Genomic DNA, 24,599 nt, shown 5'->3' with positions numbered 1-24,599 from the left:
TCTCTTTTTCCTTATCCTTTAATAACGACCGGCCGCCGCAGAGAGGCGGTTGGCTAGAAAGTTTGTCCTGGTCCTTGTAGCAGTCGTCGCCGTGATGGCGGCGCTTATTGCGCTCCCAAACCTGAACCGGGGGCCGCAGTCTGACCTGAGCATTGAGTACAGCCGGCAGCATCTTGCAAGCACTGATGCCGGTCTTGCGACGCAGAGCGCTGAACTGCTGAGCATCGCAGAAGACGGCTCTGCCACCTACACGCAGATAGGTGGCCAGGAAAGGCGGCTCTCTCTTTCAAGCGAAGAATTGAGCAGGATCAGGGCGTACATACTCGAAACGGGATTCATGCAGATACCTGTGACAAACTATCCGCAATCAGACGACGCGACCGAGTTCACGAAATATACGCTCCGCGTACGCAACGACGAGGGCCAGAAAACGTTCAACTGGGTCGACCCGGATGTGCATGAGGGTGTCATACCGCCCATAATCACAAACATCGGCTCTCAGCTTGACGCCGTCATGGACAGGCCCTGAGACAATATCTATATAGAGCGTTTCGGCGCAGACTGGCTGTAAATGACTATATCTCTTGTTTCCAGCGAGCCGCGCGCAAAGGGCGTCAAGGTGGACGAGCAGGTAAAGACGGTTCGCGGGACCACGCTTCTCAAGCGGGGCTTTGCCCACATGCAAAAACACGGCGTTGTCATGGACGTGACAAACGTCGAGCAGGCCCACATAGCCGAAGAAGCTGGAGCGGTAGCGGTCATGGTTCTGGACAAGCTTCCCTATGACGTGCGCAAGGCAGGAGGCGTCGCCAGGACTGCAAGCATCAAGGTCATTGAAGAGATAATGGACGCCGTGACTATTCCGATTATGGCCAAATGCAGGATAGGCCACACTGACGAGGCGCGCGTGCTAGAGATAACCGGCGCCGACATGATAGACGAGAGCGAGGTGCTAACGCCGGCAGATGAGGAGCGCCACATCTGGAAGTGGGATTTCACCACGCCTTTTGTCAACGGCGCCAAGAACCTTGGAGAGGCACTCAGGAGGATAGAGGAAGGCGCCGCGATGATACGCACAAAGGGCGAGCCGGGGACCGGCAACGTCGCTGAAGCCGTGACGCACATCCGCATGGTCAACAACGACATCAGGAGGATTAGATCGCATTATCAAGATAACGACAGGCAAGAGCTGATGAAGGCGGCCCGCGAGTTAAAGGTCTCTTTTGCAATAGCAGAGGAAACCGCGCGCCTTGGCAGGTTGCCTGTTGTCAATTTCGCGGCAGGAGGCATAACTACTCCGGCTGACGCAGCTTTTCTTATGAGGCTTGGGTGCGACGGCGTTTTCGTGGGCTCTGGAATATTCAAGTCAGAGGACCCGGCGCAGCGCGCACGCGCAGTGGTGCTTGCGACCACGTTTTACGACGACGCCAAGATAGTGAGGGAAGCTCAAAAGATGGTCGACGAGAAAAAGTCGCTCCTGGGACTCGACACCAAGAACCTAGAGCTGAAGATGCAGGAAAGGGGACAGTCGGCTTGAAGAAGAAGAAGCATCAGCTGACGATAGGAGTCCTGGGTTTTCAGGGAGACATTGAAGAGAACGTCGCCGCGGCAGAGCAGGCGGTTGAGGAAATGAAGATAAACGGCAAGGTGGAGCTCGTGCGCTACCCCGAAGAAATGGAGAAGGTTGACGGCCTGATATTGCCCGGCGGCGAAAGCACGGTCCAGACTGCGCTTGCCGCAATACAGCGCTCGCTTCCTATCTTGAAAAAGCGCATAGCCGACGGGATGCCCGTGCTCGGCACTTGCGCTGGCATGATAATGCTTTCAAAGAAGGTATACGACCACGCGGTTGGAGAGACCAAGCAAAAGACCACAGGCAACTTGGACATCGTGATAGAGCGCAACGCGTTTGGAAGGCAGAACGACTCGTTTGAGGCTGACTTGAAGATAGACATGCTGGGCAAAGGCGCGTTCAAGGGCGTATTTATTAGGGCGCCGGCCGTGAGCGAGGCAGGCAAGGACGTCGAGGTCATTGCCACTCATGCCAGCAAGATAGTGGCCGTGAAGCAGAAGAACATCATCGGCACGTCATTCCACCCCGAACTTGCCGGCGACGTCAGAATGCACAAACAGTTCGTCAAGATGGCGCTGGACTACAGACGCACCAAGTAAGTAGATTGCGTTGAACGCATACCACTTACTTAATAGCAGTGTCCGCATAGCGCTTCCGTGCAGGTCTCCGGCCGCGAGAGGTGGGGCTCGTATGGCGGATTTATCTTTGCCGCAATAGGCTCGGCCGTCGGCATCGGCAACATTTGGCGGTTTCCCTCCGTAACCGGGGAGAACGGCGGCGGGGCCTTTCTAGCAATATACCTCGTCGTTGTCTTTACGTTTGGCCTCTCGTTCATGGTACTCGAGCTTGTGCTCGGAAGTTACTACCAGACTTCGATCATCTCGGCCCTGAGAAACATCAGGAAGCGCTTTGCATGGGTCGGCGCGTTGATGGTCGCAGTCACCTTTAGCATACTGAGCTACTACATGGCGATCCTTGGTTGGATACTGTCATATTTTGTAATGTATGTGACGGGCACGGCCGTATCGTTTGAAGAGTACTCGCAGTCGGGGTACCCGCTCCTATCGTTTGCAGCAGTTGCCGCCATCAACTACTTGGTAATCAGGACCGGCGTCAGCAGGGGGATAGAGAGGGTGAGTAAGTACGGCATACTGCTCTTTGTTGCCATAATGGCGCCCCTCACCACGATAGGCTTGACTCTGCCCGGTGCCGACAGAGGCGTCGCGTTCTACCTCACTCCGGACGCGACCTCGTTTTCAGACCCCCAAGTGTGGTCAGCAGCGTTTGGCCAAGCGTTCTTTTCGCTTTCAATAGGCATGGGCGTGCTCCTGACCTACGGCAGTTATATCGATCACAGGCGCTCGGTTCTGTCGTCGTCGCTTGTAATCATCGGCGCGGACACTGCAGTCGCGCTTGTGTCCGGCCTGATGGTCTTCTCGTTCGTGTTTTCGCAGGGGGCAAACCCAGTCGAGGGAACCACACTGGTATTCAAGGTGATGCCGCAAGTGTTCTCGGCAATAGAGTTCGGGACCGTCATAGCGCCCCTATTCTTTGTCATGTTGTTCCTAGCAGGTATAGCATCCTCGGTCTCGATGTTCCAGCTGCCTGTCTCGGCGCTCGAGGATACGCTAGGACTTGGCAGGCGCAAGGCGTCGGCCATAATTGGAATCGCGTCGTTTGCAGCCGGCCTGCCGTCGGCGCTAAGCTACAGCGCGATGGATCTCAACGTAGCGGGCGCGGTAGTGCTTGACGTCGTCGATGCTGCGGTAACCACTTACGGCCTGCCGGTGACTAGCGCGATATTTGCCATAGCCGCGACGTGGTTCTTGGACAAGAAAATCCTAACAGAGCAGGTGAACCTGTACAGCCGCGTTAGGGTTCCTGCCGGCCTAGTATCCGTCGCAAGGGTCGCCCTGCCCCTGCTCGTAGTGGCAACTCTGCTCACGCAGGTGGCAAGGTGAGCAACGTTTGTTTTTCTTTGATGGGCGCGCCCGGTAGTCTGTGGGCCGCTAAGAGGATCAGGATGGCATCAGGTAGGCGGTGCCGGCAGGAAGCGCAACTATGCTAACAAACATAGCCGATTTCGTGATAAAGGCAGGCATCACCTGACGGGGACAAATTTGACTTTGACAAGGTCACCGCCACTGCAAATGACGACGCGGTTACAACCATCAAGCACAGGGATTTCTCTCTCTGCAGTCTCGTCTGGCCATTGAGAAATAGTGCGGGGGGTGGGATTTGAACCCACGAATCCCTAAGGAACAGGGTTGCAGTGGCAGTTAGTTGCCATTTCTAAGCCCTGCGCCGTTGACCGGGCTTGGCGACCCCCGCATCAACAGCACCGGTCAGCAGCCAAATTTATCTATTGTTACATTGTAACAGTTTTGAAATGCAAAGACAGAGGCTTTTTGGCACAAACGGGGTCAGGGGGGTCTACGGCAAGGACCTCACAAACGATCTGGTTATCGATCTCACCTACGCTATGGCCACGTACTATGGCAAGGGGCCATTAGTTGTGGGCTACGACGGGCGCAGGTCAAGCCCCGCTGTGTCAGTGCTGGTACGCTCGACGCTCAACTCTGCCGGCCTTGATGTCGGCTATGCCGGCCTGATGCCGACGCCTTGCCTGCAGCTTGCCGCAAAAAGCGGCCGTTATAACGGCGGCATCATGATAACCGCGTCGCACAACCCGCCAGAGTACAACGGACTCAAGCTGACGGCGCCTGACGGCGTCGAGATTTCAAGGGAGGACGAGCTGAAGGTTGAGGACATTTACTACGAAAAACGTTTTGCGACGACTGACGGGCACGGCAGAGAATACGCGGATGAAAACGTCATTCCTTCTTACACTGAGAAGGTTCTGTCGCTTGTTGACGCCGAAAAGATACAGTCAAAGCGATTCACGTTGGCGATGGACTTGGGCAATGGCGTGCAGGCACTGTGCGCTCCCGCGATAGCACAAAAGCTAGGGTGCAGGGTCATCGCGATAAACGGCAACATCGATAGCGACTTTCCCGGCCGCGAGTCAGAGCCCACGCCGGACAACCTTGGCGTCCTTTCCGAAGCTGTGCGCTCGGGCAAGGCTGACTTTGGCGTCGCTTTTGACGGCGACGGTGACAGGAGCATATTCTGCGACAATAACGGCAGCATCTACTGGGGCGACGTGACCGGCGCTCTTTTGATAAAAAACCTGCTTGCGCAAAGGCACCCCTGCGCAGAGATTGTGTGCCCAGTCAACACCTCGATGGTACTCTCCAAAGTGGCCGAGGAAGTAGGTCTGAAGGTGGCGTACACAAAAGTGGGAAGCGTCGAGGTGTCAAGGGAAATGGTAAACAGAAAGGCCCCGCTCGGGCTCGAAGAAAACGGCGGATTCATGTATGGCCCTCTGAACGAAGTCAGGGATGGCTCGATGACGACCGCACTCGTTCTTAACATGCTTGCGTCAGCCGGCGAGTCATTTTCAAATCTGGTGGAAATGCTACCGAGGACGTTCAAGATAAAGACCAAGTTTTCACTGAGCTCCCGCGAAGTGGTCAGCAAGGTTATGAAAGCTTGCGTCGAGCACGGCAGCCCCAAGAAGATTGAAACGATGGACGGCGCGAAAATATGGATAGACGACGAGACGTGGCTGATGGTCAGGCCGTCAGGGACGGAGCCTTTGATACGCATGTATGCAGAATCGACTGACAAGTCGCTCCTTGACTCCAAGGTGGACGAGTATAGCAGGATAGTCAGGGCCAGCATGAGTGATTTGAAACGTTTTTAATACGCTTCCTAATCACTAGAAATTCAATCGGATGATCCCATAGGGTGAGAAAATGAGTAAACCATATTTCGTCAAATTTGAAGTTTCAAAGGACCTCGCTAACGCGGCCTACGAGGCAGTTCGCGTTGCAAAGCAGAGCGGCAAAGTACGCAAGGGTACAAACGAGACTACAAAGGCCATCGAGCGGGGCATTGCCAAGCTTGTGGTCATTGCAGAGGACGTCGAGCCGCCGGAGGTCGTTGCGCACCTTCCAATACTCTGCGAAGAGAGGAACGCGCCTTACATTTTTGTGCCAAGCAAGCAGCAATTAGGAATGTCGCTTGGAATAGACGTCGGCTCGGCCGCGGCCACGATTGTGGAGGCAGGAGAGGCCCAGCACATCGTCGAGCAGGTAGTCACCTCGATAGCTGGCCTGAGGGGCAAGAAGGAATAGTTGAGGCTGGTTCCAGATGAGCAAGGCAGCTGAAGAAAAGGTCGTTCCCGCCGAAGTTATTCAGATAGTAGGCAGGACAGGGATTGCCGGCGAGGTCATTCAGGTAAGGGTAAAGGTCCTTGAGGGCAAGGATAGGGGCCGCATTCTCACGCGCAACGTCAAGGGCGCGGTCAGGATGAAGGACGTCCTGATGCTGAGAGAGACGGAGCGAGAGGCCCGCAAGATTAGGTGATCTAGATGAGCAAGACCGCATCATCTCTTAGAAACTGCTTTTTCTGCGGCACACACATAACAGCGGGACACGGCGTCATGCTTGTCAAAAATGACGGCCAGGTGCAGTGGACATGCTCGAGCAAATGCAAGAAGAACCTGCGCGTGCTAAAGCGCGACCCAAGAAAGCTAAAGTGGACGACAAAGTACGCCAAGGGCGGCCTGCGCACAAAGAAGTGATTGCGGAATGGCAGTCGAGCAAACGCTGATTGTTGTCAAGCCAGACGGATTTAGGCGCGGCCAGACGGGCAAGGTCCTTGCGCGCTTTGAGGAAAAGGGATTTGTGATAAAGAATCTGAAATACTACAATTTCACGAAAGAGAAGGCACGGGAGTTCTACTCCGTCCACAAGGACAAGCCGTTCTTTGGCGAGCTCGTATCGTTCATAAGCTCTGGGCCCGTCGTCGCGTGCATACTTGAAGGCAACAACGCTGTGGCGACGACCAGGATAATGATAGGCTCTACCAAGTCGTTCGAGGCTGCCCCGGGAACGATACGGGGGGACTTTGGCCTCGGATTTACCGACAACATCATACACGCGTCGGACTCCTCTGAAAGCTTCATAAAAGAGTCGCGGGTCATTTTCAGCTAGCTAGCGACCCTTGGAACTCAGGCAGCCGGTAGTAGTTGTTCTAGGCCACGTAGACTCGGGCAAGACGTCCCTACTGGACAGGATACGCGGAACTGCCGTCCAGGCCCGCGAGGTGGGCGGAATCACGCAGCACATAGGCGCCAGCTTTTTCCCGATTGAAACTATAAAGGAGGTCACCGGCCCTCTGTTTGCCAAACTTGCCAGCGCCGAGACGCCAATCCCCGGCTTGCTTGTCATCGACACCCCGGGCCATGAGGTTTTTGCAAACCTGCGTGCAAGGGGCGGATCGGCGGCAGACATTGCAATACTCGTCACGGACGTCAACAAGGGCGTCGAGGCGCAGACGCTGGAGAGCATCGAGATACTGAAGAAGCGGAAAGTGCCGTTTGTGGTCGCGCTGAACAAGGTGGACAGGGTATCAGGCTGGCGCGCGCATTCGCGCTTTATCTCTGAAGAGGTGAAGAAGCAGGAGGCAGGCATCCAGACAATGCTTGACGAAAAACTGTACACCGTCGTGGGCTCGCTTTCCCGCCTTGGATTCCCGTCCGAAGCGTTCTGGCGCGTCAAAGACTTTACAAAAGAAGTTGCAATAGTGCCGGTCAGCGCCAAGACCGGCGTAGGAATACCGGAGCTCCTTGCCGTGCTAGTGGGCCTAACGCAGCAGTACATGGCAAAGAGGCTGGAGAGGCACACAGAGGGCACGAGGGGCATAGTGCTCGAGATAAAAGAGGAGCCGGGGCTCGGCCCCTCTGCAAACATCATACTGCTCGACGGGACGCTCAGGCAGGGCGACAGCATAGTTGTGGCAAAGAGGGACAGCGCGGTGGTGACAAGGATAAAGGCACTACTCCTGCCAAAGCCGCTTGACGAGATGCGCGATCCCCGGGACAAGTTCAAGCCCGTAAGCGAGGTTAAAGCCGCCGCCGGCTTGAAGATAACGTCTCCCGACCTTGAAGGTGTTCTTGCAGGTAGCCCACTCTATGTCGTAAGAAAGGACAACAAGGAAGAAGTCGAGCACCTGAAATCGCTTGTCGAAGGTGAGGTGAAAAACGCCATCATCAGCAACATGGAGACCACCGGCGTCGTGCTAAAGTGCGACACTATAGGCTCGCTTGAAGCCGTAATCGACCTCCTAAAAAAAGACAACGTCCCGATAAGGACGGCAGATATCGGCAGCATCACAAGGCGCGACGTGGTAGAAGCTGCCGCAGTCAAAGAGTCTGACAGGTACCACGGCGTCGTGCTCGGCTTTAACGTCAAGGTGCTCGACGACGCCGAGGACGAGGCGCAGAACAGGGGCGTCAAGATCTTTAACGAGCGGATCATCTACAACCTGGTGCGCGGATACGTTGACTGGGTCGCGTATCAAAAAGAGCACGAAGAGTCAATACTGTTCAACGAGCTGCCGCCCGTGTGCAAGTTCCAGTTTATGAAAGGCTTTGTGTTTAGGCACAACGACCCTGCCGTGTTTGGGGCCGAGATCCAGGTGGGCAGGCTCCGGCAGAAGGTGCAGGTGATAAACGAGGAGGGCAAGAAGGTCGGGACTGTGCACCAGATACAGGACAGCGGCAAGTCTATGGAAGAGGCCAAGGCGGGCATGCAGGTCGCCGTATCGATCAAGGAACCCACTATTGGACGGCAGATAAACGAGGGCGACGTGTTTTACACCGACCTCAACAGCAGGCAGGCCAAGCAGATTGTGGAGAAGTTCATCCACCGGCTGAACGAAGACGAAAAAGACACGCTAAATTTCGTGTTGGGGCTAAAGAGGAAAGAGGACCCGGCGTTCGGGTACCTCTGATCACTGGTATTTTTGCAGCAGCCCTTCGAGGCCCTTTTCCCCGACTGCTCCGACCGCCCTGTCTACCGCCTTGCCGTTCATGAAGATTACAAACGTGGGGATCGCGTAGACGTCGTACCGCATGGCAACGCTCTGGTTGTCGTCAACGTTGAGCCTGCCAAAGGTGACCTTGTCCCCGTACTTCTTGGCCAGCTTGTCGAATATGGGCAGCATGAACTGGCACGGGCCGCACCAGGTGGCCCAAAAGTCCACGAGGGTGGGCTTGGCGCCGTTTACCACCTCATCAAAGTTCTTTTCGGCAAGCTCTACAAGGTTCGGGTTTGAGGCCTGTTTCTCACTCATGCAAATGGAAATTTAACCGCCTCGCTATTTAAGATTTCTTTGCCTAGTTCCTGCGCTTCAAGACAAACCATGCCACGGCTGCGCCGGCCGCAATGCCGCCTGCAGTGCCGAGTACCGCCGCGGTCTGTATCACAGGCGTGACGTTTGCCACCGCAAGAGTCGTGCTGGCTACCGATGTGTTTCCCACCGCGTCAACTGCCGTCAGTCTGACTTCGTGCCGGCCGTCCGGCAGGAAAGTGGTGTCAAGCAGGTATTCCTTAATGCCGGTCACATCCACGGCCATGTTGCCCACCTCAAGCATCGCGCTCGTGGGGTGCTCGTCTGACACGGCAAGTGCTATTGTGACTGTGCCCCTCTGGTCGCCTCCTCCCACCCTTACTGCTGTATCCGGTGGCGTGTTGTCCACCACGAGCTGTACGGTCCTTGCCATCCTGTTACCCGGCAAGTCGCCTGACGCTAACACGAACACGTACTCGCCGTCCGCAAGCGCGGACGAGTCAAACTGCACAAGCGAGGACGCCGCGTGCTTGGCGGGCCTCGAGTCCGGCAGGGTCACCGTAACAGGCTCTTTGACGCCGTTTGCGTCAGTCACGTTCCACAGCAGGGTTGCGTTTCCGGACACCATTGCGATTTGCTTGACAGTCGTTTCGGTTCCGTTTTCAAGGCGCACTGCAATGTCTGCAGTGGGGGGCGACTTGTCGACTATGAACTGGCGCAAAAGCGCCGACGAGTGGCCCACTGTGTCGGCAGACTCTATCGTTATGCTGTGCGGCCCCTCGGCAAGCCCCGAGGTGTCGGCGTTTATCACAAATGCCTTCTTCGTGGCCGACCGGGTGCCCACGCCCACCGGCGCCGAGCCGTCGATTGAATACGACAGGCCTGCAGGGTTCTGGTCATCGATTTGCACCGGCACCTTCAGCTTGCCCGTCGAAAACCGGGGCAGGTCCGCACTTATCTTGGGCGGCCTGTCATCAGGGAGCAGCGTCGAGAATTTCGCTTCGACCACCAGCGGCTCGTAGAGGCTCTCGCCGTGGAACAGAGTGTTGTGCATCAGCACCGCATAGGTGCCTGTGCCGTTTACCGGGACTGAAAGCACGGTAGTTTTGTTGCCCGCGTTCTGGCTAAAGAAAAAGAACCCACCCTCGCTCACCGGCGATGTCCCGAGCCAGTCGTTGCTCGGCCAGCCGGCGAACTCCTGGAACACGCCTGAGGGCACGCTTGAGGCGACCATCCTGCCGTCGGGCCCAAACGCCATCGCGTTGACGCTTGTCGAGTTGTGCGGCCACGACACCTTCAGGTTCATTGAGGTTATCGTTGGGTCCTGCACGTTAAAGTAGTATGAGCGCCAGTCTCCTGCAGAATACCGGGAAGTCATGTCCGAGAGCCCGCCGACGTAGCCGTTTGGTCTAAGGCCCAAGTCGCGTTCAATTTCCGGCCCTCCCTGTCCGCCGCCGGGTACAATCACTACCTGCGTGTCCTTTGACACCGGCTTTGTCGTCACGATATAGCTGACTGGCATCAGAACTTTGTGCTTAAAGCCGCTGCTTGACACTGATATCTCGCCGTAATAGTTGCCAGTCAGCGTGTCGTCGCTTGTCCTGATTGTGGCGCCCACCTTGGCCTTCCCCTGCGCCGGCACTGTCAGAAACGCTTGGTCCCCGAGTATAGTGTCAAGCTGGATGGCAGGATTTGTTTGGCGCTTGTAAAACTCGACCGTGAGAGTGTAGTCCATCGAAGTGGAGTTCATTAGCCTATCGCCCCGCCAGAACGAGAAAACGGTCGGGACAGGGTAGACGCCGAGCACCGGCGTGCCCTTGAACTTGGACGCCGGGTCGCCCACCCTGAGCTCCTGTGTGGTCCCCCACGAGCCGCCACGGGTTATCATGGATACCTCGCCGAACGCAACTTGGTTATTGCCGTCCGCGTCGCGCCAGTCATAGCTGTAAAGCGACGCGATGCGCAGGTGGTCACCGAACAGCTCTGTCGAGTTCAAAAAGCTTGTGAACGGAAAGTTCACCCTGGCAACCATCAAGTCGGAATCAGGAATATTGCCTCCCATTATCTCTGTCAGGTTGTGGTAGTTCGGGGCAAACCCGTACTGCTTTTCTTTGTGCGTCGGGTCGACCTCAAAGAGCCTTGTCGCGTTGTGGACCTGGTATCTGGCCACCAGCTTTTCAACCGTGCTTGAAACCTGGACCTGGATCTCATTCTTCGAGGGGTTCTCGACGATAATGTCGGCCGAGGCAGACTGGCCCTGCACTATCTGCCCGGCAAACCAACGCGACTCGGCAAGCCCGGGCGCAAGAGCATCCAGCGCGCCCGCTTGCTGCGCGTAGCCCGAGTCTATGATGCCAAGGGTGCTATTGTAAGACTGGATGGCCGGTGCCAGCGCAGCAAGTATGTTTTTGGGCGTGCTGTCTGTGTAGGCCAAGAACTTGCCGGGGCTTCCTCTGGCAAGCTGGATTGCAGCAAGCGCATCCACCCTGCCGGCGCCCTGCACGAACGGGTCGTTCTTCAGATCCTTTGCAGACGACATCAGTATGCTCTTGACCCTGAACGGATCTGCAGCCTCGCCCCTCTCACGGAGGTCTGAAATTACAAGCGCCGCGGCCCCCGCGGCCATCGGGGCGGCCATGCTGGTCCCGCCAAACAACGTGAACGCGCCCTCGTTGTTGGGGTCGTCGGGCTGGGCTTCAAATACCTTGACTGTTACAGAAGTGGGCGTGAACCCGTACGAGCCCACCGCCACGAGCTCGGGCTTGGGATCGCCGAAGAGGCCCGGCCCCCTGCTTGAAAACTCGGCTATTTCGTCAAACGACGCCGCGGACGAGCCAAAGCGCGTTATGTTGGCAAAGGCGCCGTATTGTAGATGCACGTTGTTGCTGGTTGCGCCGACGGCTATGTTGAAAGGAGAGACGTTGGGCGTTCCCACGCTCCCGTAACCCAGCCCGTTGTTGCCGGCGCTGTTTATCATAATTGTGCCCGGATAGTCTGCAGCCAGGAAGCGTGGAACTGCTAGGAGCGACGAGAACATGCTCAGCACGTCGTAGCCGGGACCGTACTTTAGCAGCGGAAAGTTTGACACGCCCCAGCTGTTGCTGATGATGTCCGCCTTGTGCTCGGCTGTGTAGCGCCACTTGCCGTCTACTAGGTCAAAGCCCGAGGCGTACAACCAGCCGAAAATGGCGTCGCCGGCCCACAACGCCTTTATGGGTAGTATCTTGGCGTCAGGCGCCATGCCCGCAAGCGCGTACCTGGTCGAGTTGTTGTAGATTGCATACTGCCCTTTGCCCATCGACGCGATCGTCGCGGCCGTGCTCGTGCCATGGCCGGCGAAATCGTACATCAGCCCGAAATAGCCGCCTGCAGGGTCAATCGGCTCCAGCAGCTTGGCCAGAGCGACGCCACCGTAGCCGTCCCTGTCTGCGAGCTGCAGCTGGGTCTTGTTGTCAGTCACGCGCCAAATGTCAAGCACCCGGGCCCCTGCTGTGCCGGCAGAAAAGTCGGGCGAGCCATCTTTGTTGTAGTCGTATACGAGGTGCTCATTCCCGTCGCCCAGCTTGATGGGCGTCTCGTCGGTAAAGTCGAACGAGGGTTCAGGTATCAGGTAGTTTGTTTGCGAGTAGGCCCCGGCTATTGTGCGTGTAAATGTGTACCAGGCGTAGGACATATCCGGGACTATAGTGTCATAGACCCCCGGCTCGTTTGCGTCTACCAGGAGCACAGGCACTAACACCTGGGTTATCGCGCCAAACTGGAAGCTGACCTGGTACGCGACCCCCATTCTGTACAAGCCGCTTTTGGACCTGATGTAGTCAGTCGGGCTGTTGCCTATCTTCCAATCGACGTTTGCGATCCCCTCAAGCACTGGGGGCCCGAATAGGGGGTAGAGAGAGTTGAAGACAGGTATCGTTCCCTGGCTCGTTTTCAGGTAGACGCCGTCCCCGTTGACGTAGGCATAGGACGTGACGTTTTCAGGTAGCTGCGGGTTGGAGGTCGTGGTGTAGTTCGCTATCCTGCCCCTCCGCTCGTCTATCTTGGCGATGTACTTGGCCTTTGTGAGCACAAGACCTTGGCCGTCGGCGTCGAGCATGATCGGTATGCCGTTTGCGTCCCTAGCTACCGCGTGCCGCATATCCTCGTTTGAAAAGTCGGTCCCCGTGTCGACTAGTGCCACTACCACGCCTTTGCCAGTCGCGCCATAGTCTGCCGCTGCCATGTCGGCCCCGATTATGGACGAGCCGGAGAACCTGCCGGGGTCGACCGGCCCGGTGTAGTTGTCAAGTATGTCCATTATGGTCGAGTCAAAGCCGAGCCTTAGGTCCGGCGCATACGTAAACCCCGTGCCTGAAGGGAGTGGGTTTTGAGAATGTGCAACACCAAGGAAGGAGCCGCCACTCTGCCCGAGACCGACAACGTGGGCGCTGCCCGCAACGGACGCCAGATTGCCTTTTCCAAACACCAGCGTTCTGCCGGGGCTGCCGTTGTAGCGCAAGAGATCGTTGCCAAGGTTGACGTGCCCAAAGTCAGAGCGTATGGCGCTCCTTGGCACCATGTGGCCAAAGATATCGACCGTGTCAAGCGCGGGGAGCTGCGTTGGGGGAAGCGAAGTCAGTGGCCTAGACTCTGCGGCGCCTGAGGACACGGCGCCGGGGTTCACTGGGAGGGAATAAGCCGGCGCGGCGAGCGAGACTGCTAGCACCGCGGCGAGGATAACCGGCAGTATACGAATCAAATATTACAAGGTACCGGAGTGCCATTCTTGGTTATTATGATTTCGACCCGCAGAGGCTAGAAAATCACTTGAACAGCTCGTCGTGCTTGCCCGAGTTGACGTCGGCGTACGCTTCCTTTGCGGGCTTGCCTTCTACCTTGACTCCCATGCTGACGCACGAGCCGATGACTTCCTTCGTCGCGCCCTTGACGTCTTTGGCGTACGATCCTTCCATCTTCATCCGGGCTATCTTGGCGGCAGATGACATCGTGAGGTCACCTGCAAAGTCCTTTCCGGCAGTCCCGGAGCCCTTGGCGATGCCTGCCTCCTTGGCCACCAACGCCGCAGTGGGGGGGATGCCGACTTCGATAGTGAACTTTTTGGTCTCGGTGTCGACCTCCACCTTTACCGGCACCTTCATGCCGGGGAAATCCTTGGTCTTCTCATTAATTGTATTAACTACTTGGAGCACGTTCACGCCCATCGGGCCCAGAGCCGGCCCGAGCGGTGGACCTGCGTTTGCCTCGCCGCCCGTGACGAGCGCGGATATATACTTTTTATCGCCCATTACGCCCAGCGTGTGAGTTTATCCAAATTATAATCGTTCCTGTCCTTGACAGATTTTTAAAGATGTGGCTTGTAGAGTCAGTTAGTTGGTCATGTCAGAGCAGCCGGCAGAAGGCGTTGGGTCGCTATTCTTCGAGCTCGCAGGAGACCTCCGCCTCTCGATGCTGGCAAGGCTCGGCGAAAAGGACTGCCGCTTGTCACAGCTTGCGTCTGAACTTGACGCAACGATGCAAGAGGCGCACAGGAACATGACCCGCCTGATAGAGTCGGGGCTCGTCTACAAGGGCAGGGAAGGCGAGCTGGTGCTCACGTCGTACGGCAGGACCGTTGTGTCGCTGGTTCCAAGTTACGATTTCCTGTACAAGAACAAAGAGTTCTTTGCCGACCACAGTCTGGGCGACCTGCCCTTGAAATTCGTGCAGAGGCTCGGCGCACTCGGTGGCTGTGAGACTGTGCACGGCGTTATGGCCATACTTCAGCGCTGGAAGAGCCTCTACAGCAACTCGGGTGAGTTCATCAGGGAGATAATGGCACAGGTGCCCCTGGACCTCATCGAGACGATATTTGGCAGGGTGGAAAAAGGCGTAAGATTTTCCTACATATTTTCTGCAAACGCGGTCGTGCCAAAGGGCAGGACGCAGCTCCTGCAAAAGGTCGGGTGGCGCAACCTCATCAGCAAGGGCCTCGTGGAGCGCAGGATGCTTGCAGAGGTCAAGGTGATGGCTATTTTCAACGAGAAGCAGGGGTGCGTCATGTTCCCGAACCAGAAGGGCGAGCCGGATCTGAACGTCATGTTCTACGGCGAGACCTCGGAATTCTTGGAGTGGTGCTCCGACTTTTTCGACCACCGGTGGAAGATGGCCGACCCGTTTGACGAGGGCAAGCTGAAGCACGAAGTATAGCCAGGGAAAAGTACACCAAGTTTTTATACGCCGGAGAGGATTAACCGACATGCCTAAAGCCTTCGTATTGATGAACGCCGAGCTTGGAAGCGAAGACTCGCTTGTTGGCGAGCTGAAAAAGATGGACGGCGTAAAAGAAGTGTACCAGGTGTACGGCGTGTACGACATCGTGGCGATGGTCGAGGCTGAAACGATGGAGAAGGTGAAGGAGGCAGTCACGTGGAAACTGCGCAAGCTCAACGGAGTAAAGTCGACGCTGACCATGATAGTCATGGAATAAGCGCAACTTTAATTTGAGAGCAGGTCCATTGTTCCTGCGTGGGACTTTTCGGCAAGAAAAAGAGCGAGGACGGCTCATTCAAGTGCGAATACTGCAACATGAAGTTTGACGACAAGGAACGCATGAAGCGACACGTGAGAAAGGCCCACAGCGAGAAGGGCGGGGACATGCCCAACACGAACCCTTTCGGCTTCAGCTAAAGACTTATTTCCAGTAGAATTGCTGTAGAGCTAGCCGGCGGCATGTTTCCAATACACGATGACACGGAGCGGGTCCACGGTAGGCCCTACCTGAACTACACGTTGATAGCTATCAACGTGGCCGTGTTCATCTGGGAAGCAATCGTGACCAGCTTTTTCACAAACGAGCGCGCAGTTGCAGAGCTGTTCTTTACGTACGGCACTGTCCCGGACGCGCTGTTTGCAAACTGGCCGGCAAGCGGCTTTAACATAATAACATCGATATTCATGCACGCAGGCATTGCCCACATTATAGGCAACATGGTGTTCCTGTGGGTGTTTGGCGACAACATCGAAGACAAGTTCGGCCGCGTCAAATACATCCTCATATATCTCGGCTGGGGCGCCGCTGCGGCATTTGCGCACAGCTTTTACGCCATGTCCACCGGCGACAGCTCGGTACCCGCTGTCGGCGCGTCAGGCGCGATTTCCGGGATACTCGGCGCTTATCTGGTGATGTTCCCCCGCGCAAAAGTGTTCACGATAATCGCCGCGTTTTTCATCTACACGATACGCATACCCGTCATCGCCTACATACCGTTCTGGTTCATACTGCAGCTGCTCTTTGCGTTAATCGGACAGTCAGGCGGCGTCGCGTACATGGCGCACATCGGGGGCTTTGTGGCCGGCGCCGCTACGGGTCTTGTTGCACGGAGCTTTGTAATGCCGGGCCTTGCAAAACTTGCCGGCACCGGCAAGACGTACGTGCCTCCGGGAAGAAAGATGAGGCCTAAGATAGAGGACCTAGTAAGCGAGGTTCCACCAGAAGTCATTGAAGGCCCGGGGTACTACGAGATAATAGCCGAGATAAGGGGCGTGCGGGACGCGTCTGAGATATCCGTCCAATACGACTCTGCCACGAACTCGGTCAGGATAGAGGCGAGGGGGACAAACCGCTACGAGATGTCAGCAAGGCTCCCGGAAGGCGCAAAAAACCCCAAAGTAGAGTATATTAATTACCTTAACGGCATAGCCCGAATAAGGCTGGCCAAAGAAACGGGGCAAGTTTAAAATATCCCGGAAGGGCCAAAGTATTTCACCGCTTTTAGGAGGAATATGAGAAATGTCAATACAGCAAGGAAGCGCCGGCGGAATGCCGGTCCTGATACTGAGGGAAGGAGCGTCGCAGACGAAGGGCCGAGACGCCCAAAAGAATAACTTCTCAGCTGCAAAGCTGATAGCCGAGATAGTGAGGACATCGCTTGGACCAAGGGGCATGGACAAGATGCTCGTGGATACTCTTGGCGATGTGACGATTACAAACGACGGTGCCACCATTCTGAAGGAGATAGACGTGCAGCACCCCGCGGCCAAGATGATGGTCGAGATAAGTAAGGCGACTGACAACGAGGTTGGTGACGGCACGACTTCGGTCGTTGTCTTGGCCGGCGCGCTCATAGAGAAGGCAGAGGAGCTGATAAACAAGGATGTCCACCCGACCATCATAGTGGACGGCTACCGCAAGAGCGCGGCCAAGACCATCGAAGTTCTGAACAGCATAGCGCAAAGGATAGAGGGCAGCGAGAAGGACGAGCTCGTGAGGGTCGCCATGACAGCTATGCAGACCAAGATGGTGTCACGCGAGTCCGAGGATCTTGCCAAGCTTGTTGTAAGCGCGGCGCTTGCAGTCGCCGACAAGACAGACTCTGGCTACAAGATGGATGTCGACGACGTCAAGGTCGAAAAGAAAGCGGGCGGCTCCATCAAGGACACAAAGCTCATCAAGGGTATAGTGCTTGACAAGGAAGTCGTGCACAGTGGCATGCCAAAGAAGATAGAGAAGGCCAAGATTGCGCTGATAAACTCTGCGCTTGAAATTGAAAAGACCGAGTTTGATGCCAAGATAAACATCAGCTCGCCCGACCAGATGAAGATGTTCCTCGAAGAGGAGAACAAGATGCTAAAGTCGATGGTTGACAAGATAGTGGATGCGGGCGCGAACGTCGTGGTGTGCCAGAAGGGCATGGACGACATTTCGCAGCACTATCTGGCCAAGGCAGGCGTGCTTGCCGTTCGCAGGGTGAAGGAGAGCGACATGGGCAAGATGGCCCGCGCCACAGGCGCCAGAATTGTGAACAGCCTGGATGACCTGAGCGAAAAGGACCTCGGCTTTGCAGAGCTTGTTGAAGAAAGAAAGGTAGAAACCGACAAGTGGGTATTTGTCGAAGGGTGCAAGCACCCCAAGTCAGTGACGATTCTCATCCGCGGAGGCTCGCAGAGGGTGGTCGACGAGGCCGACAGGTCGGTCCACGATGCGCTCATGGTGTCAAAGGACGTGCTTGAAAAGCCGGCCATAGTGGCAGGCGGTGGCGCGCCGGAGGCCTACGCAGCAAGCAAGTTGAGGGAGTGGGCGAACACGCTCTCAGGCAGGGAGCAGCTGGCGGCCGAAAAGTTCGCGGAGGCGCTTGAAGTCATACCGCTTGCGCTTGCCGAGAATGCAGGAATGGACCCGATAGACACTCTGACCGAATTGCGCTCAAAGCAGACCAAGGGGGCAAAGTGGACGGGTGTGGACGCGCGCAACGCAAGGGTGGCCGACATGTCCAAGCTCAACGTGGTAGAGCCGCTTGCGGTCAAGGAGCAGATAATCAAGTCTGCGACTGAAGTCGCGTGTATGATCCTGAGAATCGACGACGTCATCGCCTCGAGCAAGTCTGGAGGCGGCGGCCCGCCGATGCCGCCGGGCGGCGGTGCTGGCGGCATGGGTGGAATGGGTGGAATGGACATGTGATTGTCCTGCCCACTACTTTTTCAATTCCGTCTTTATCACTTCTTTGACCCATTGCCCCGTTTGCTGCATTTCTAAAAGTCTTTCCAGAAATTTCTCCCACGGAATGTCACCGTAGGCGCGCACCCACGCTTGGTAGTGCGCCTGCAGGTTCTGCAGCGCCTTTGCGTGATAAGGGCAGTACCTGTCTTGTGCTTGCCGGCCGCAGGCTAAACATCCCATTGCAAAGTTTATTTAGAGACTGGGGTTTAAGCTTTGCAATAATGATGCTTTCCAGCAGCTCCAAGGTCGTGTTTATCGTTGAAGGGGCATACCTCATCACCTTCTTCGTGCTTGCCTCCGGCGCGGTCAACGCCGCTATAGAGGGTGCCGGCGCGAGGGCTTTCATACTGCCGGCCAGGAACGTCCAGACCCTTGGCGAGACCGTGGCGATAACCATGATACTGTTCATAGGCTTTGCAGGCACGCTCCTTCTGCACAGGGCCGGCAAGGTGTTTGCGACGACGACCCAGAACGCATTTCTTGCAGGCGGCTTTGGCATCATAGGCATAGCGATGCTGATAGGTTACATCCTTGTCAACATAAAGGTGTGACCGTGTAGGACGCCCCGGCCTGGATAGCGTCGTGTTCCAACACCTTTAGCACTATTTCGTTGCCTGCGCGCTCTACCTCCATTCTGCAGGCACTCTTTTTCTGCAAGAGCCGGCGGCTTGCCGGCGACTGTTTCCACCCGCCCTCCTTGCGGAAGCGCAGCATGCTAGTCGCAAGCACCGGGATGCCGTGGGTCACGCCCTGCCGGACCAGCAGCATCAGCAGGACCGAGAGGAGGTGGTTGATGCTACCCCCGGCGCGCTTCTCATGCCTCCTGTAGTGGCTGTAGTACACGGCGTAGAAGCTGTTTATCGAGTCCAGTATGACAAGAGAGTAGCGGGGCATATGCGCCACCACTTCCTGGAACATCGCCATAAAGCGCCCTTCTGACGGAAGGTAGACGTCGACGCTTTTCGCGTTGACAATGCCAGCCGCAAGGTACGCCGAAAAAGCCGTGTCAAGGTCTATGTATACGGTCCTGAGCGACGACACAAGCGACGACGTGAAGCAGAGCTTGGCGTACGGGTCGCTGAAGAGCAGCGTGTTGAGCCCCCTTGCGCTCAGCACGCTGGCATGGTTATATGGCTCCAACTGCAATCAAGATGAGGAGGTACAATATAACGATGACAATCCTTGATTTTGATGTCCGGCAGGACTTTCCGCTCACGAAAAAAATGGTCTACATGAACAGCGGCGCAATAGCCCCGACGCCGATGGCAGTCATCAAGGCAACCACGAACTACTTGTTAAAGTGTGCAGAAGAGGGGCCCGACTCGCAGGGCGTATCGGAATACACCACCTCGCTCCTCAACGAAGTGCGAACGCGCGTCGCGCACCTCATAAACTGCGACCGGGACGAGGTGGTGCTGACGCAGAGCACGACTGACGGCATTAACATGGTCGCAAACGGCCTTGAGTGGAATAGGGGCGACGCAATTGTAGTCAGGGGCGGGAGCCACGAGCACTATGCGAATTACTTCCAGTGGCTCAGGCTGGCAAAAGAAAGAGGAGTTTTGCTGCGCGAGCTTGCAATCGACGCAGATGGCTTTTTTGATATCTCCAACCTTGAAGAACAGGCCAGGGGCAGCAAACTGATAGCAATGAGCCACGCGCTGTACAACACTGGCGCAATCATACCGGTCGAAGAAGTAGGCAGGATTGCAAGAGAGAACAACGCACTTTTCTGCATCGACGCGGCCCAGTCTGCCGGCACCGTCAGCGTCGACGTGAGGAAGATTGGCTGCCACTTCATGGCCTTTCCGGGATTCAAGTGGCTGTGCGGGCCAAACGGCATCGGCGTCTTATACTGCAGCAAGGAAGCATCTGAGAAGTTGAGGCCGCCTTCCATCGGAGGCGAGTCGGCGACTCTTGCCGGAGGCACACTTGCCTACTCCGAGATGCCAAACAGGCTGCAGGCGGGCTTTCGCAACTACCCCGGCGCCGCCGGCATCGAAGCGGCATTGCGCTACGTACTTCGCCTTGGAATCGACAGTATCCGCGACATGAACATGAAAGTGGCAGGTGTGCTCAGGCAGGAAATGTCAAGGGTGCCCGGCGCAACTCTGATCGGGCCCGACGACGACAAACTGCGCACGTCCATAGTCACGTTCACGGTTCCAAAGGACCCAGGCTTTATCGTAAGGAAGTTGAGCGAAAGCAACATCGTGCTTGCAGAGCGCGACATCGGCGGGGGCAAGAAAGCAATAAGGGCATCGCCCCACTTTTTCAACACTGAAGAAGAGTCGGCAAGTGTGGCATCGGAGATCAGGCGCCTGCTTTAGTGCCCTTTTCGCCCTGGCCCTCGATGACAATCATCGTGAGCGTCGAGCGCACCTTGTTGACCTTTCTGACGTGCCAGGTGATGGTCTCTCTCAGCTTGTCCATAGTGTCGGAGCGTATCTTGGCGATGATGTCATACACGCCGTACACGCCGCTCACTTCCACGGCCTCCGGCAGTTTTTTCAGCTCGCGGATGATGTCATCCTCCGAGCCGAGGTCGCAGTTGATAAGGACGTACGCTGTTGGCATGGCTGTATATCGTCTGCTAAGTTATTAAACAAATCGTAGTTTGCTTATTAATCACTAATCCGGATCTGGTCCATGAAAGTACTGGACCTCACGATGAAGGTGTCGCCTGAGATCAAGGTTTTCCCCGGCTCACCTCAGCCCTTCTTCATACCCTGGTCGAGCTTTGACGTGCACGGCTACGACTCGGAAATAATGTTCATGAGCACCCATACGGGCACACATATGGACGCGCCGTCGCACTTTGCACAGGGCAAGAAGGCGATAGACACCATACCCGCGTCGAGGCTCGTGTGCAACGCAGTAATGGTGAGGGTTTTCAAGAAGGCGGGGCAGACCATCGGCGTTGCTGACATCGAAGGCGAGGACATCCGCGCGGGCGACGCGGTCGTGTTTGAGACTGGCTGGGAAAAGCATTACACAGGCAAGGACTACATGACGGCTAACCCCGGTCTCTCTAAAGCCGCTGCTAGATATCTAGTCAGAAAGAACGTCAACTTGGTAGCAATAGATGGCCCAAGCATCGACCCTGGCCGCGATGCAAAGTTCAGCGCGCACAACATACTCTTGCCTGCCGGCGTGCTTGCCGTAGAGAATCTCTGCAACCTTTACAAGATCAGGAAAAAGAGGTTCACACTCATAGTCGCGCCGCTCAGTCTTGCCGGCGCGACGGGCTCGCCCGTCAGGGCGCTTGCGCTGGTCTAGTTCCCGACGATGCCCTGCGCCACAAGGATGGAGTAGCAGCCGAGGCCGCACTCCTCGCACAGGGGCTTTTGCGCCTTGGGGTCTGCGCTCCCTATGCAGCAGGGCTGCTTTAGCCGGCCCATGTGGTCAAACGACAGTATCGCCCAAGACGGGCAGTCCACCGGCGTCGTCCCCACTCCGCCCCAGTTGCCCTTCATAAGCGATACCTGCTTGACGCTGTTTATGACATAGTCGGGGTATTTTTGCTTCAGGGCTATTATCTTGTCCACCACCTCGCTCCTCTTGTCGCCAAAGGGCATGAAAAGCGGGTCACCCTTGGCAAACGGAGTGTGGAACTGGAAACCTACCTTGTTCGCCTTGCCTCGCCACTCCTCTGCGAGTGCTTCAACAGTGTGATAGTTCTGCGAGTTTATCGTCATCGTTATCCAGATGTCCTTGTAGGCAGGCTTGCCCCGCCTTGGAGGGCCGGCGATGTAGTCGAGGATGTTCTTTTTCGTCTTTGCATACGAGCCCTGACCTCGGATCTTGTCGTGTATCTCCTCGGTACCGTCCATTGAGACCCAGTAGAAATAGAGATCATCAAACCTCTTTAGCGGGAACGTGCCGTTTGTGACTATGCACACCCTGTGCGGCATCTCCTCGCAAAAAGTCTGGATGACATCTGGGCGCATCGTGGGCTCGCCGCCTACAAGGGTCACAACGAATAGGTGGTTCTTGGTTATCTTTTCCCTAATTATCTTTCTCCAGTCCTCTGCCGACATATCTTCTCCTTCCTTGCGGTTGAGCCACCAGTAGCAATGGGTGCAGTGCAGGTTGCAAATGTTGTTGACGTCGACAGAAGCGTACATCGGCTGCTTGCTCTTGAAAAGTCGATAAGCAATCATCTTCTTGAAGATGCTAATGTAATACGGCATTTCGCGGGCAAGGTCGGTAAAGCCCCGGCCGTAAATTACATCTACCATAAGCTTCCAACGCAACTGGCACAATTAAAGGTGGTGGTTATGTCCGAGGGAGTGGACGCGCTTCCAGTGGAACATACTGGTTTCGTTAGTTTTTGTATGTGATTTCTAGGTGCTCATGCTGTTACCGCCGGCGCTAGAGCGAGCGAGCGCGCACCGTAGCAGCTTGCTTGTCATCGCTGCCAAATACCATTAAATTATGCCGAGTGTGAGCGTAAGTGCGCTGTGGGCCCGTAGCTCAGCCAGGTAGAGTACCGGACTTTTAACTTTCACACAAGAAAGAAATCCGGTTGTCTCGGGTTCGAATCCCGACGGGCCCGCTCCTTTAGTGGTTCTTAAATTGGTTTCCAAAGTAATAATAGGTGAGAAAGTGTCAGTATCAGAGACCGAACCGTTGGAGGCCTTGTTGTATGCCATTAGGAGTCCTGCTACTAAATCTAGGTATCTAAATAGGCTAAACGAACATGTCGGCTGCTTCCCTTAGGTCCTCTCTAAATCCTTCAGTGACTTTTTGAATTTCTGAACGAATGGAGGAAAGCTTCATGGAATTTACGTTGACTGGGCTCAATAGCATATAGGCTATGACTGATAGTGCTGCCAATGTGACAGCCACGATCACTCCGGTAATCAATCACACATATGAAATCGTGAGAGGCGATAAAAAGCGGTTGTATGTCCATGAGATGACAGCCGACAAAAGTAGTGATTTTGTAGGGGAGTCAGGTAACGGATATCACAGGCCAATCGCGCGAAGATTTCAGAACTAGTCTGCAGCGCCACCACAGGCACAATATCCGAATTCGTCTATCCTTGAATTGCATATATCGCAGTATCCGAATTTATCGTATTCAACTTCCCAAGATTCCTTTCCGAAAATCTGAAAGTGGATGTTAATCTCACGCGGAATCTGACCTTTTTCTAAGGTCATAATACCACTCAGTAGTTCTTCTATTTAAGTATTAGAAAGATTTGCATCAAATGCAAAAAACAAAATGAAAATCGATAACTTCGCTCGTGAATCAATTACAAAAATCACTGAATCTCTCGTCTAATGCTTAAATATTTCAAATAGTATTGGTATCTATATGAAGCATCTTGCCTTCCCCGCATTCAAGGCGGCTGAAAATGGTGCGTGGTCAGGATTCATTGCAGCGTGGACAGTTTCCTCAATCTTGTTAGTCGTAGAGTTCGCTTTTGGAGTCCAGAGCGGAATGTTCTATTCTGTAATTGGAATCACGCTCGGTGTAACTGGGAGTCCGGTAGATTCAGCCCTCGTAGGTATTCTCCTACACATCCTTGCGGGAACCCTAATAGGAGCGGTGGGAGGCTTCACGATAGCCGTATGTCCAGTCTTAGCGATCCATAGGTTAACGAAGAGTCTGGCAGTGGGCGTTTCAATAGGAATTGTGGCATGGGCGGTTTTGTTCCTACCGCTAACCGTTTTGGCAGTTATTCCCAGATTGGATAGGATATTAGTACCACTTGCAGAGAATTCTGAGCTCTACACTATTGCCAGTCAAGCCACAGGAATGCTGGTAATAGTTATTGCTGGATCCTTGCTATTTCACGCGTTATATGGACTAGTCTATGGTACTATGATGACTCGCTTAATTCGATACAAGAACAGGGAGCTAAAAAATGAACGAAGTTACGTTTAGACTATGTCGATTCTTTGTGACCGCCTTCAGCACCTGAAGTAAATCCAGAGCTATATCTTTTGGCGCGCGTTCCGAATAGGATCGCTGTCAAGAAGGCGAAGATTCCTGCGGTGATGTAATACGTCATCGACGCGTCGGCCATTACTGAGTAGCAGCAGTAGTCGAAGATAAAGTTATCGCTTCTCGAATTTATGCCTGTATTTCGCGGGTGGTGTAGAATGCATGTTACTCTGAGACCCAATATCTCTAGCAATTCGCTAATACAGCAAAAGTAGTGATTATGTAACCCACGAGGAAACAGCTCGAGCGCGACGGCTATGCTGCCTTCTGCAGCAGGCGCCCCCTCATCTGTTTTGCGTCGCTGGAATCTCTAGCAACAGTTTTGCGTGCAAATAGCGAAGCCCCCATCGCAGCCGCTCCGAGTGCCACGCTCGCCAGAGCCAGTCCAAATTCT

27 protein-coding genes and 2 tRNA genes are annotated in these 24,599 nt (G+C 55.3%); 20 read left to right on the top strand and 9 right to left on the bottom strand.

Annotation, left to right across the window (positions count from 1 at the left end):
• Nucleotides 1–49: 49 nt before the first annotated feature.
• The 4 genes from VGA14_RS07185 to VGA14_RS07170 are packed head-to-tail and all read left to right on the top strand — an operon-like array spanning nt 50 to nt 3,534.
• Nucleotides 50–529 carry a hypothetical protein gene (locus tag VGA14_RS07185; RefSeq protein ID WP_331003075.1) on the top strand — a complete coding sequence of 160 codons (480 nt, stop codon included), beginning with the start codon at nt 50–52 and terminating at the stop codon, nt 527–529.
• Between the two features lie 42 nt (nt 530–571).
• Complete coding sequence (gene pdxS / locus VGA14_RS07180; protein WP_331003074.1) at nt 572–1,537, top strand: pyridoxal 5'-phosphate synthase lyase subunit PdxS; 966 nt, start codon at nt 572–574, stop codon at nt 1,535–1,537.
• Nucleotides 1,534–2,172 carry a pyridoxal 5'-phosphate synthase glutaminase subunit PdxT gene (gene pdxT, locus VGA14_RS07175; protein ID WP_331003073.1) on the top strand — a complete coding sequence of 213 codons (639 nt, stop codon included), beginning with the start codon at nt 1,534–1,536 and terminating at the stop codon, nt 2,170–2,172. Before pdxS ends, pdxT begins: the two co-directional genes overlap by 4 nt.
• A gap of 57 nt (nt 2,173–2,229) precedes the next feature.
• Nucleotides 2,230–3,534, top strand: a complete 1,305-nt coding sequence (locus VGA14_RS07170) for a sodium-dependent transporter (RefSeq protein WP_331003072.1) — start codon at nt 2,230–2,232, stop codon at nt 3,532–3,534.
• A 262-nt stretch (nt 3,535–3,796) separates the two neighbouring features.
• Here the strand turns inward: VGA14_RS07170 and VGA14_RS07165 are convergent.
• Nucleotides 3,797–3,904 (bottom strand) — tRNA-Leu (locus VGA14_RS07165).
• 58 nt (nt 3,905–3,962) lie between these two features.
• Between VGA14_RS07165 and glmM the strand changes: the two genes are divergently transcribed.
• The 6 genes from glmM to infB are packed head-to-tail and all read left to right on the top strand — an operon-like array spanning nt 3,963 to nt 8,435.
• On the top strand, nt 3,963–5,339 hold the full coding sequence (gene glmM / locus VGA14_RS07160; RefSeq protein WP_331003071.1) for a phosphoglucosamine mutase: 1,377 nt from the start codon (nt 3,963–3,965) through the stop codon (nt 5,337–5,339).
• Between the two features lie 52 nt (nt 5,340–5,391).
• Nucleotides 5,392–5,772: a 50S ribosomal protein L7Ae gene (rpl7ae, locus tag VGA14_RS07155; protein ID WP_331003070.1), complete on the top strand. Its 381-nt coding sequence runs from the start codon at nt 5,392–5,394 to the stop codon at nt 5,770–5,772.
• Nucleotides 5,773–5,788: 16 nt separating this feature from the next.
• Nucleotides 5,789–6,004: a 30S ribosomal protein S28e gene (locus VGA14_RS07150; protein WP_292638416.1), complete on the top strand. Its 216-nt coding sequence runs from the start codon at nt 5,789–5,791 to the stop codon at nt 6,002–6,004.
• A 5-nt stretch (nt 6,005–6,009) separates the two neighbouring features.
• Nucleotides 6,010–6,222 carry a 50S ribosomal protein L24e gene (locus VGA14_RS07145; RefSeq protein ID WP_331003069.1) on the top strand — a complete coding sequence of 71 codons (213 nt, stop codon included), beginning with the start codon at nt 6,010–6,012 and terminating at the stop codon, nt 6,220–6,222.
• 7 nt (nt 6,223–6,229) lie between these two features.
• Nucleotides 6,230–6,634: a nucleoside-diphosphate kinase gene (gene ndk, locus VGA14_RS07140; protein ID WP_331003068.1), complete on the top strand. Its 405-nt coding sequence runs from the start codon at nt 6,230–6,232 to the stop codon at nt 6,632–6,634.
• A 10-nt stretch (nt 6,635–6,644) separates the two neighbouring features.
• The gene (gene infB, locus VGA14_RS07135) at nt 6,645–8,435 is read left to right on the top strand and encodes a translation initiation factor IF-2 (RefSeq protein ID WP_331003067.1); all 1,791 of its coding nucleotides are present in this window, start codon (nt 6,645–6,647) and stop codon (nt 8,433–8,435) included.
• On the opposite strand, the gene trxA is transcribed toward infB, so the two are convergent.
• The 3 genes from trxA to VGA14_RS07120 form a co-directional block, all read right to left on the bottom strand.
• Nucleotides 8,436–8,777 (bottom strand): thioredoxin, encoded by a 342-nt coding sequence (trxA, locus tag VGA14_RS07130; protein WP_331003066.1) that lies wholly within the window; start codon nt 8,775–8,777, stop codon nt 8,436–8,438.
• Between the two features lie 43 nt (nt 8,778–8,820).
• On the bottom strand, nt 8,821–13,512 hold the full coding sequence (locus tag VGA14_RS07125) for a S8 family serine peptidase (protein WP_331003065.1): 4,692 nt from the start codon (nt 13,510–13,512) through the stop codon (nt 8,821–8,823).
• Between the two features lie 64 nt (nt 13,513–13,576).
• Nucleotides 13,577–14,059, bottom strand: coding sequence for a 50S ribosomal protein L11 (locus VGA14_RS07120; protein WP_331003064.1), 483 nt, complete (start codon nt 14,057–14,059; stop codon nt 13,577–13,579).
• Between the two features lie 91 nt (nt 14,060–14,150).
• Between VGA14_RS07120 and VGA14_RS07115 the strand changes: the two genes are divergently transcribed.
• From VGA14_RS07115 to thsB, 5 genes are read left to right on the top strand one after another with little or no spacing between them, the layout of a single operon-like run.
• On the top strand, nt 14,151–14,960 hold the full coding sequence (locus VGA14_RS07115; protein WP_331003113.1) for a transcriptional regulator: 810 nt from the start codon (nt 14,151–14,153) through the stop codon (nt 14,958–14,960).
• A gap of 49 nt (nt 14,961–15,009) precedes the next feature.
• On the top strand, nt 15,010–15,240 hold the full coding sequence (locus tag VGA14_RS07110) for an Lrp/AsnC ligand binding domain-containing protein (RefSeq protein ID WP_331003063.1): 231 nt from the start codon (nt 15,010–15,012) through the stop codon (nt 15,238–15,240).
• A gap of 38 nt (nt 15,241–15,278) precedes the next feature.
• Nucleotides 15,279–15,440, top strand: coding sequence for a C2H2-type zinc finger protein (locus tag VGA14_RS07105; RefSeq protein ID WP_331003062.1), 162 nt, complete (start codon nt 15,279–15,281; stop codon nt 15,438–15,440).
• A gap of 42 nt (nt 15,441–15,482) precedes the next feature.
• Nucleotides 15,483–16,490 (top strand): rhomboid family intramembrane serine protease, encoded by a 1,008-nt coding sequence (locus VGA14_RS07100; RefSeq protein WP_331003061.1) that lies wholly within the window; start codon nt 15,483–15,485, stop codon nt 16,488–16,490.
• A 52-nt stretch (nt 16,491–16,542) separates the two neighbouring features.
• Entirely contained in the window at nt 16,543–18,210 is a 1,668-nt protein-coding gene (gene thsB / locus VGA14_RS07095; RefSeq protein WP_331003060.1) for a thermosome subunit beta, read from the top strand.
• 12 nt (nt 18,211–18,222) lie between these two features.
• Here the strand turns inward: thsB and VGA14_RS07090 are convergent, their stop codons facing one another.
• Nucleotides 18,223–18,429 carry a hypothetical protein gene (locus VGA14_RS07090; RefSeq protein WP_331003059.1) on the bottom strand — a complete coding sequence of 69 codons (207 nt, stop codon included), beginning with the start codon at nt 18,427–18,429 and terminating at the stop codon, nt 18,223–18,225.
• Nucleotides 18,430–18,470: 41 nt separating this feature from the next.
• Here VGA14_RS07090 and VGA14_RS07085 point away from each other — a divergent pair, with 41 nt between their 5' ends.
• On the top strand, nt 18,471–18,800 hold the full coding sequence (locus tag VGA14_RS07085; protein WP_331003058.1) for a hypothetical protein: 330 nt from the start codon (nt 18,471–18,473) through the stop codon (nt 18,798–18,800).
• Here the strand turns inward: VGA14_RS07085 and VGA14_RS07080 are convergent.
• Nucleotides 18,784–19,389: a hypothetical protein gene (locus VGA14_RS07080; RefSeq protein WP_331003057.1), complete on the bottom strand. Its 606-nt coding sequence runs from the start codon at nt 19,387–19,389 to the stop codon at nt 18,784–18,786. The two genes, VGA14_RS07085 and VGA14_RS07080, sit on opposite strands and share 17 nt — an antisense overlap.
• On the opposite strand from VGA14_RS07080, the gene VGA14_RS07075 reads away from it, so the two are divergent.
• On the top strand, nt 19,380–20,579 hold the full coding sequence (locus VGA14_RS07075; RefSeq protein ID WP_331003056.1) for an aminotransferase class V-fold PLP-dependent enzyme: 1,200 nt from the start codon (nt 19,380–19,382) through the stop codon (nt 20,577–20,579). The two genes, VGA14_RS07080 and VGA14_RS07075, sit on opposite strands and share 10 nt — an antisense overlap.
• Here the strand turns inward: VGA14_RS07075 and VGA14_RS07070 are convergent.
• Nucleotides 20,563–20,826 (bottom strand): Lrp/AsnC ligand binding domain-containing protein, encoded by a 264-nt coding sequence (locus VGA14_RS07070; protein WP_331003055.1) that lies wholly within the window; start codon nt 20,824–20,826, stop codon nt 20,563–20,565. The two genes, VGA14_RS07075 and VGA14_RS07070, sit on opposite strands and share 17 nt — an antisense overlap.
• 72 nt (nt 20,827–20,898) lie before the next feature.
• On the opposite strand from VGA14_RS07070, the gene VGA14_RS07065 reads away from it, so the two are divergent.
• Complete coding sequence (locus VGA14_RS07065; protein ID WP_331003054.1) at nt 20,899–21,528, top strand: cyclase family protein; 630 nt, start codon at nt 20,899–20,901, stop codon at nt 21,526–21,528.
• Here VGA14_RS07065 and VGA14_RS07060 read toward each other — a convergent pair.
• A complete protein-coding gene (locus VGA14_RS07060; protein ID WP_331003053.1) occupies nt 21,525–22,490 on the bottom strand; it encodes a radical SAM protein in 966 nt (321 codons plus the stop codon). The two genes, VGA14_RS07065 and VGA14_RS07060, sit on opposite strands and share 4 nt — an antisense overlap.
• Nucleotides 22,491–22,714: 224 nt before the next feature.
• On the opposite strand from VGA14_RS07060, the gene VGA14_RS07055 reads away from it, so the two are divergent.
• Nucleotides 22,715–22,807 (top strand) — tRNA-Lys (locus tag VGA14_RS07055).
• A gap of 443 nt (nt 22,808–23,250) precedes the next feature.
• On the opposite strand, the gene VGA14_RS07050 is transcribed toward VGA14_RS07055, so the two are convergent.
• Nucleotides 23,251–23,415, bottom strand: coding sequence for a hypothetical protein (locus tag VGA14_RS07050; RefSeq protein WP_331003052.1), 165 nt, complete (start codon nt 23,413–23,415; stop codon nt 23,251–23,253).
• 157 nt (nt 23,416–23,572) lie between these two features.
• Between VGA14_RS07050 and VGA14_RS07045 the strand changes: the two genes are divergently transcribed.
• Complete coding sequence (locus VGA14_RS07045; RefSeq protein ID WP_331003051.1) at nt 23,573–24,145, top strand: hypothetical protein; 573 nt, start codon at nt 23,573–23,575, stop codon at nt 24,143–24,145.
• Nucleotides 24,146–24,599: the final 454 nt, after the last annotated feature.

This window comes from Nitrososphaera sp., assembly GCF_036397675.1.
Taxonomy (GTDB): Archaea; Thermoproteota; Nitrososphaeria; order Nitrososphaerales; family Nitrososphaeraceae; genus Nitrososphaera.
The sequence above is the reverse complement of the archived record's forward strand: the minus strand, read 5'-3'. Positions and strand labels throughout refer to the sequence as shown.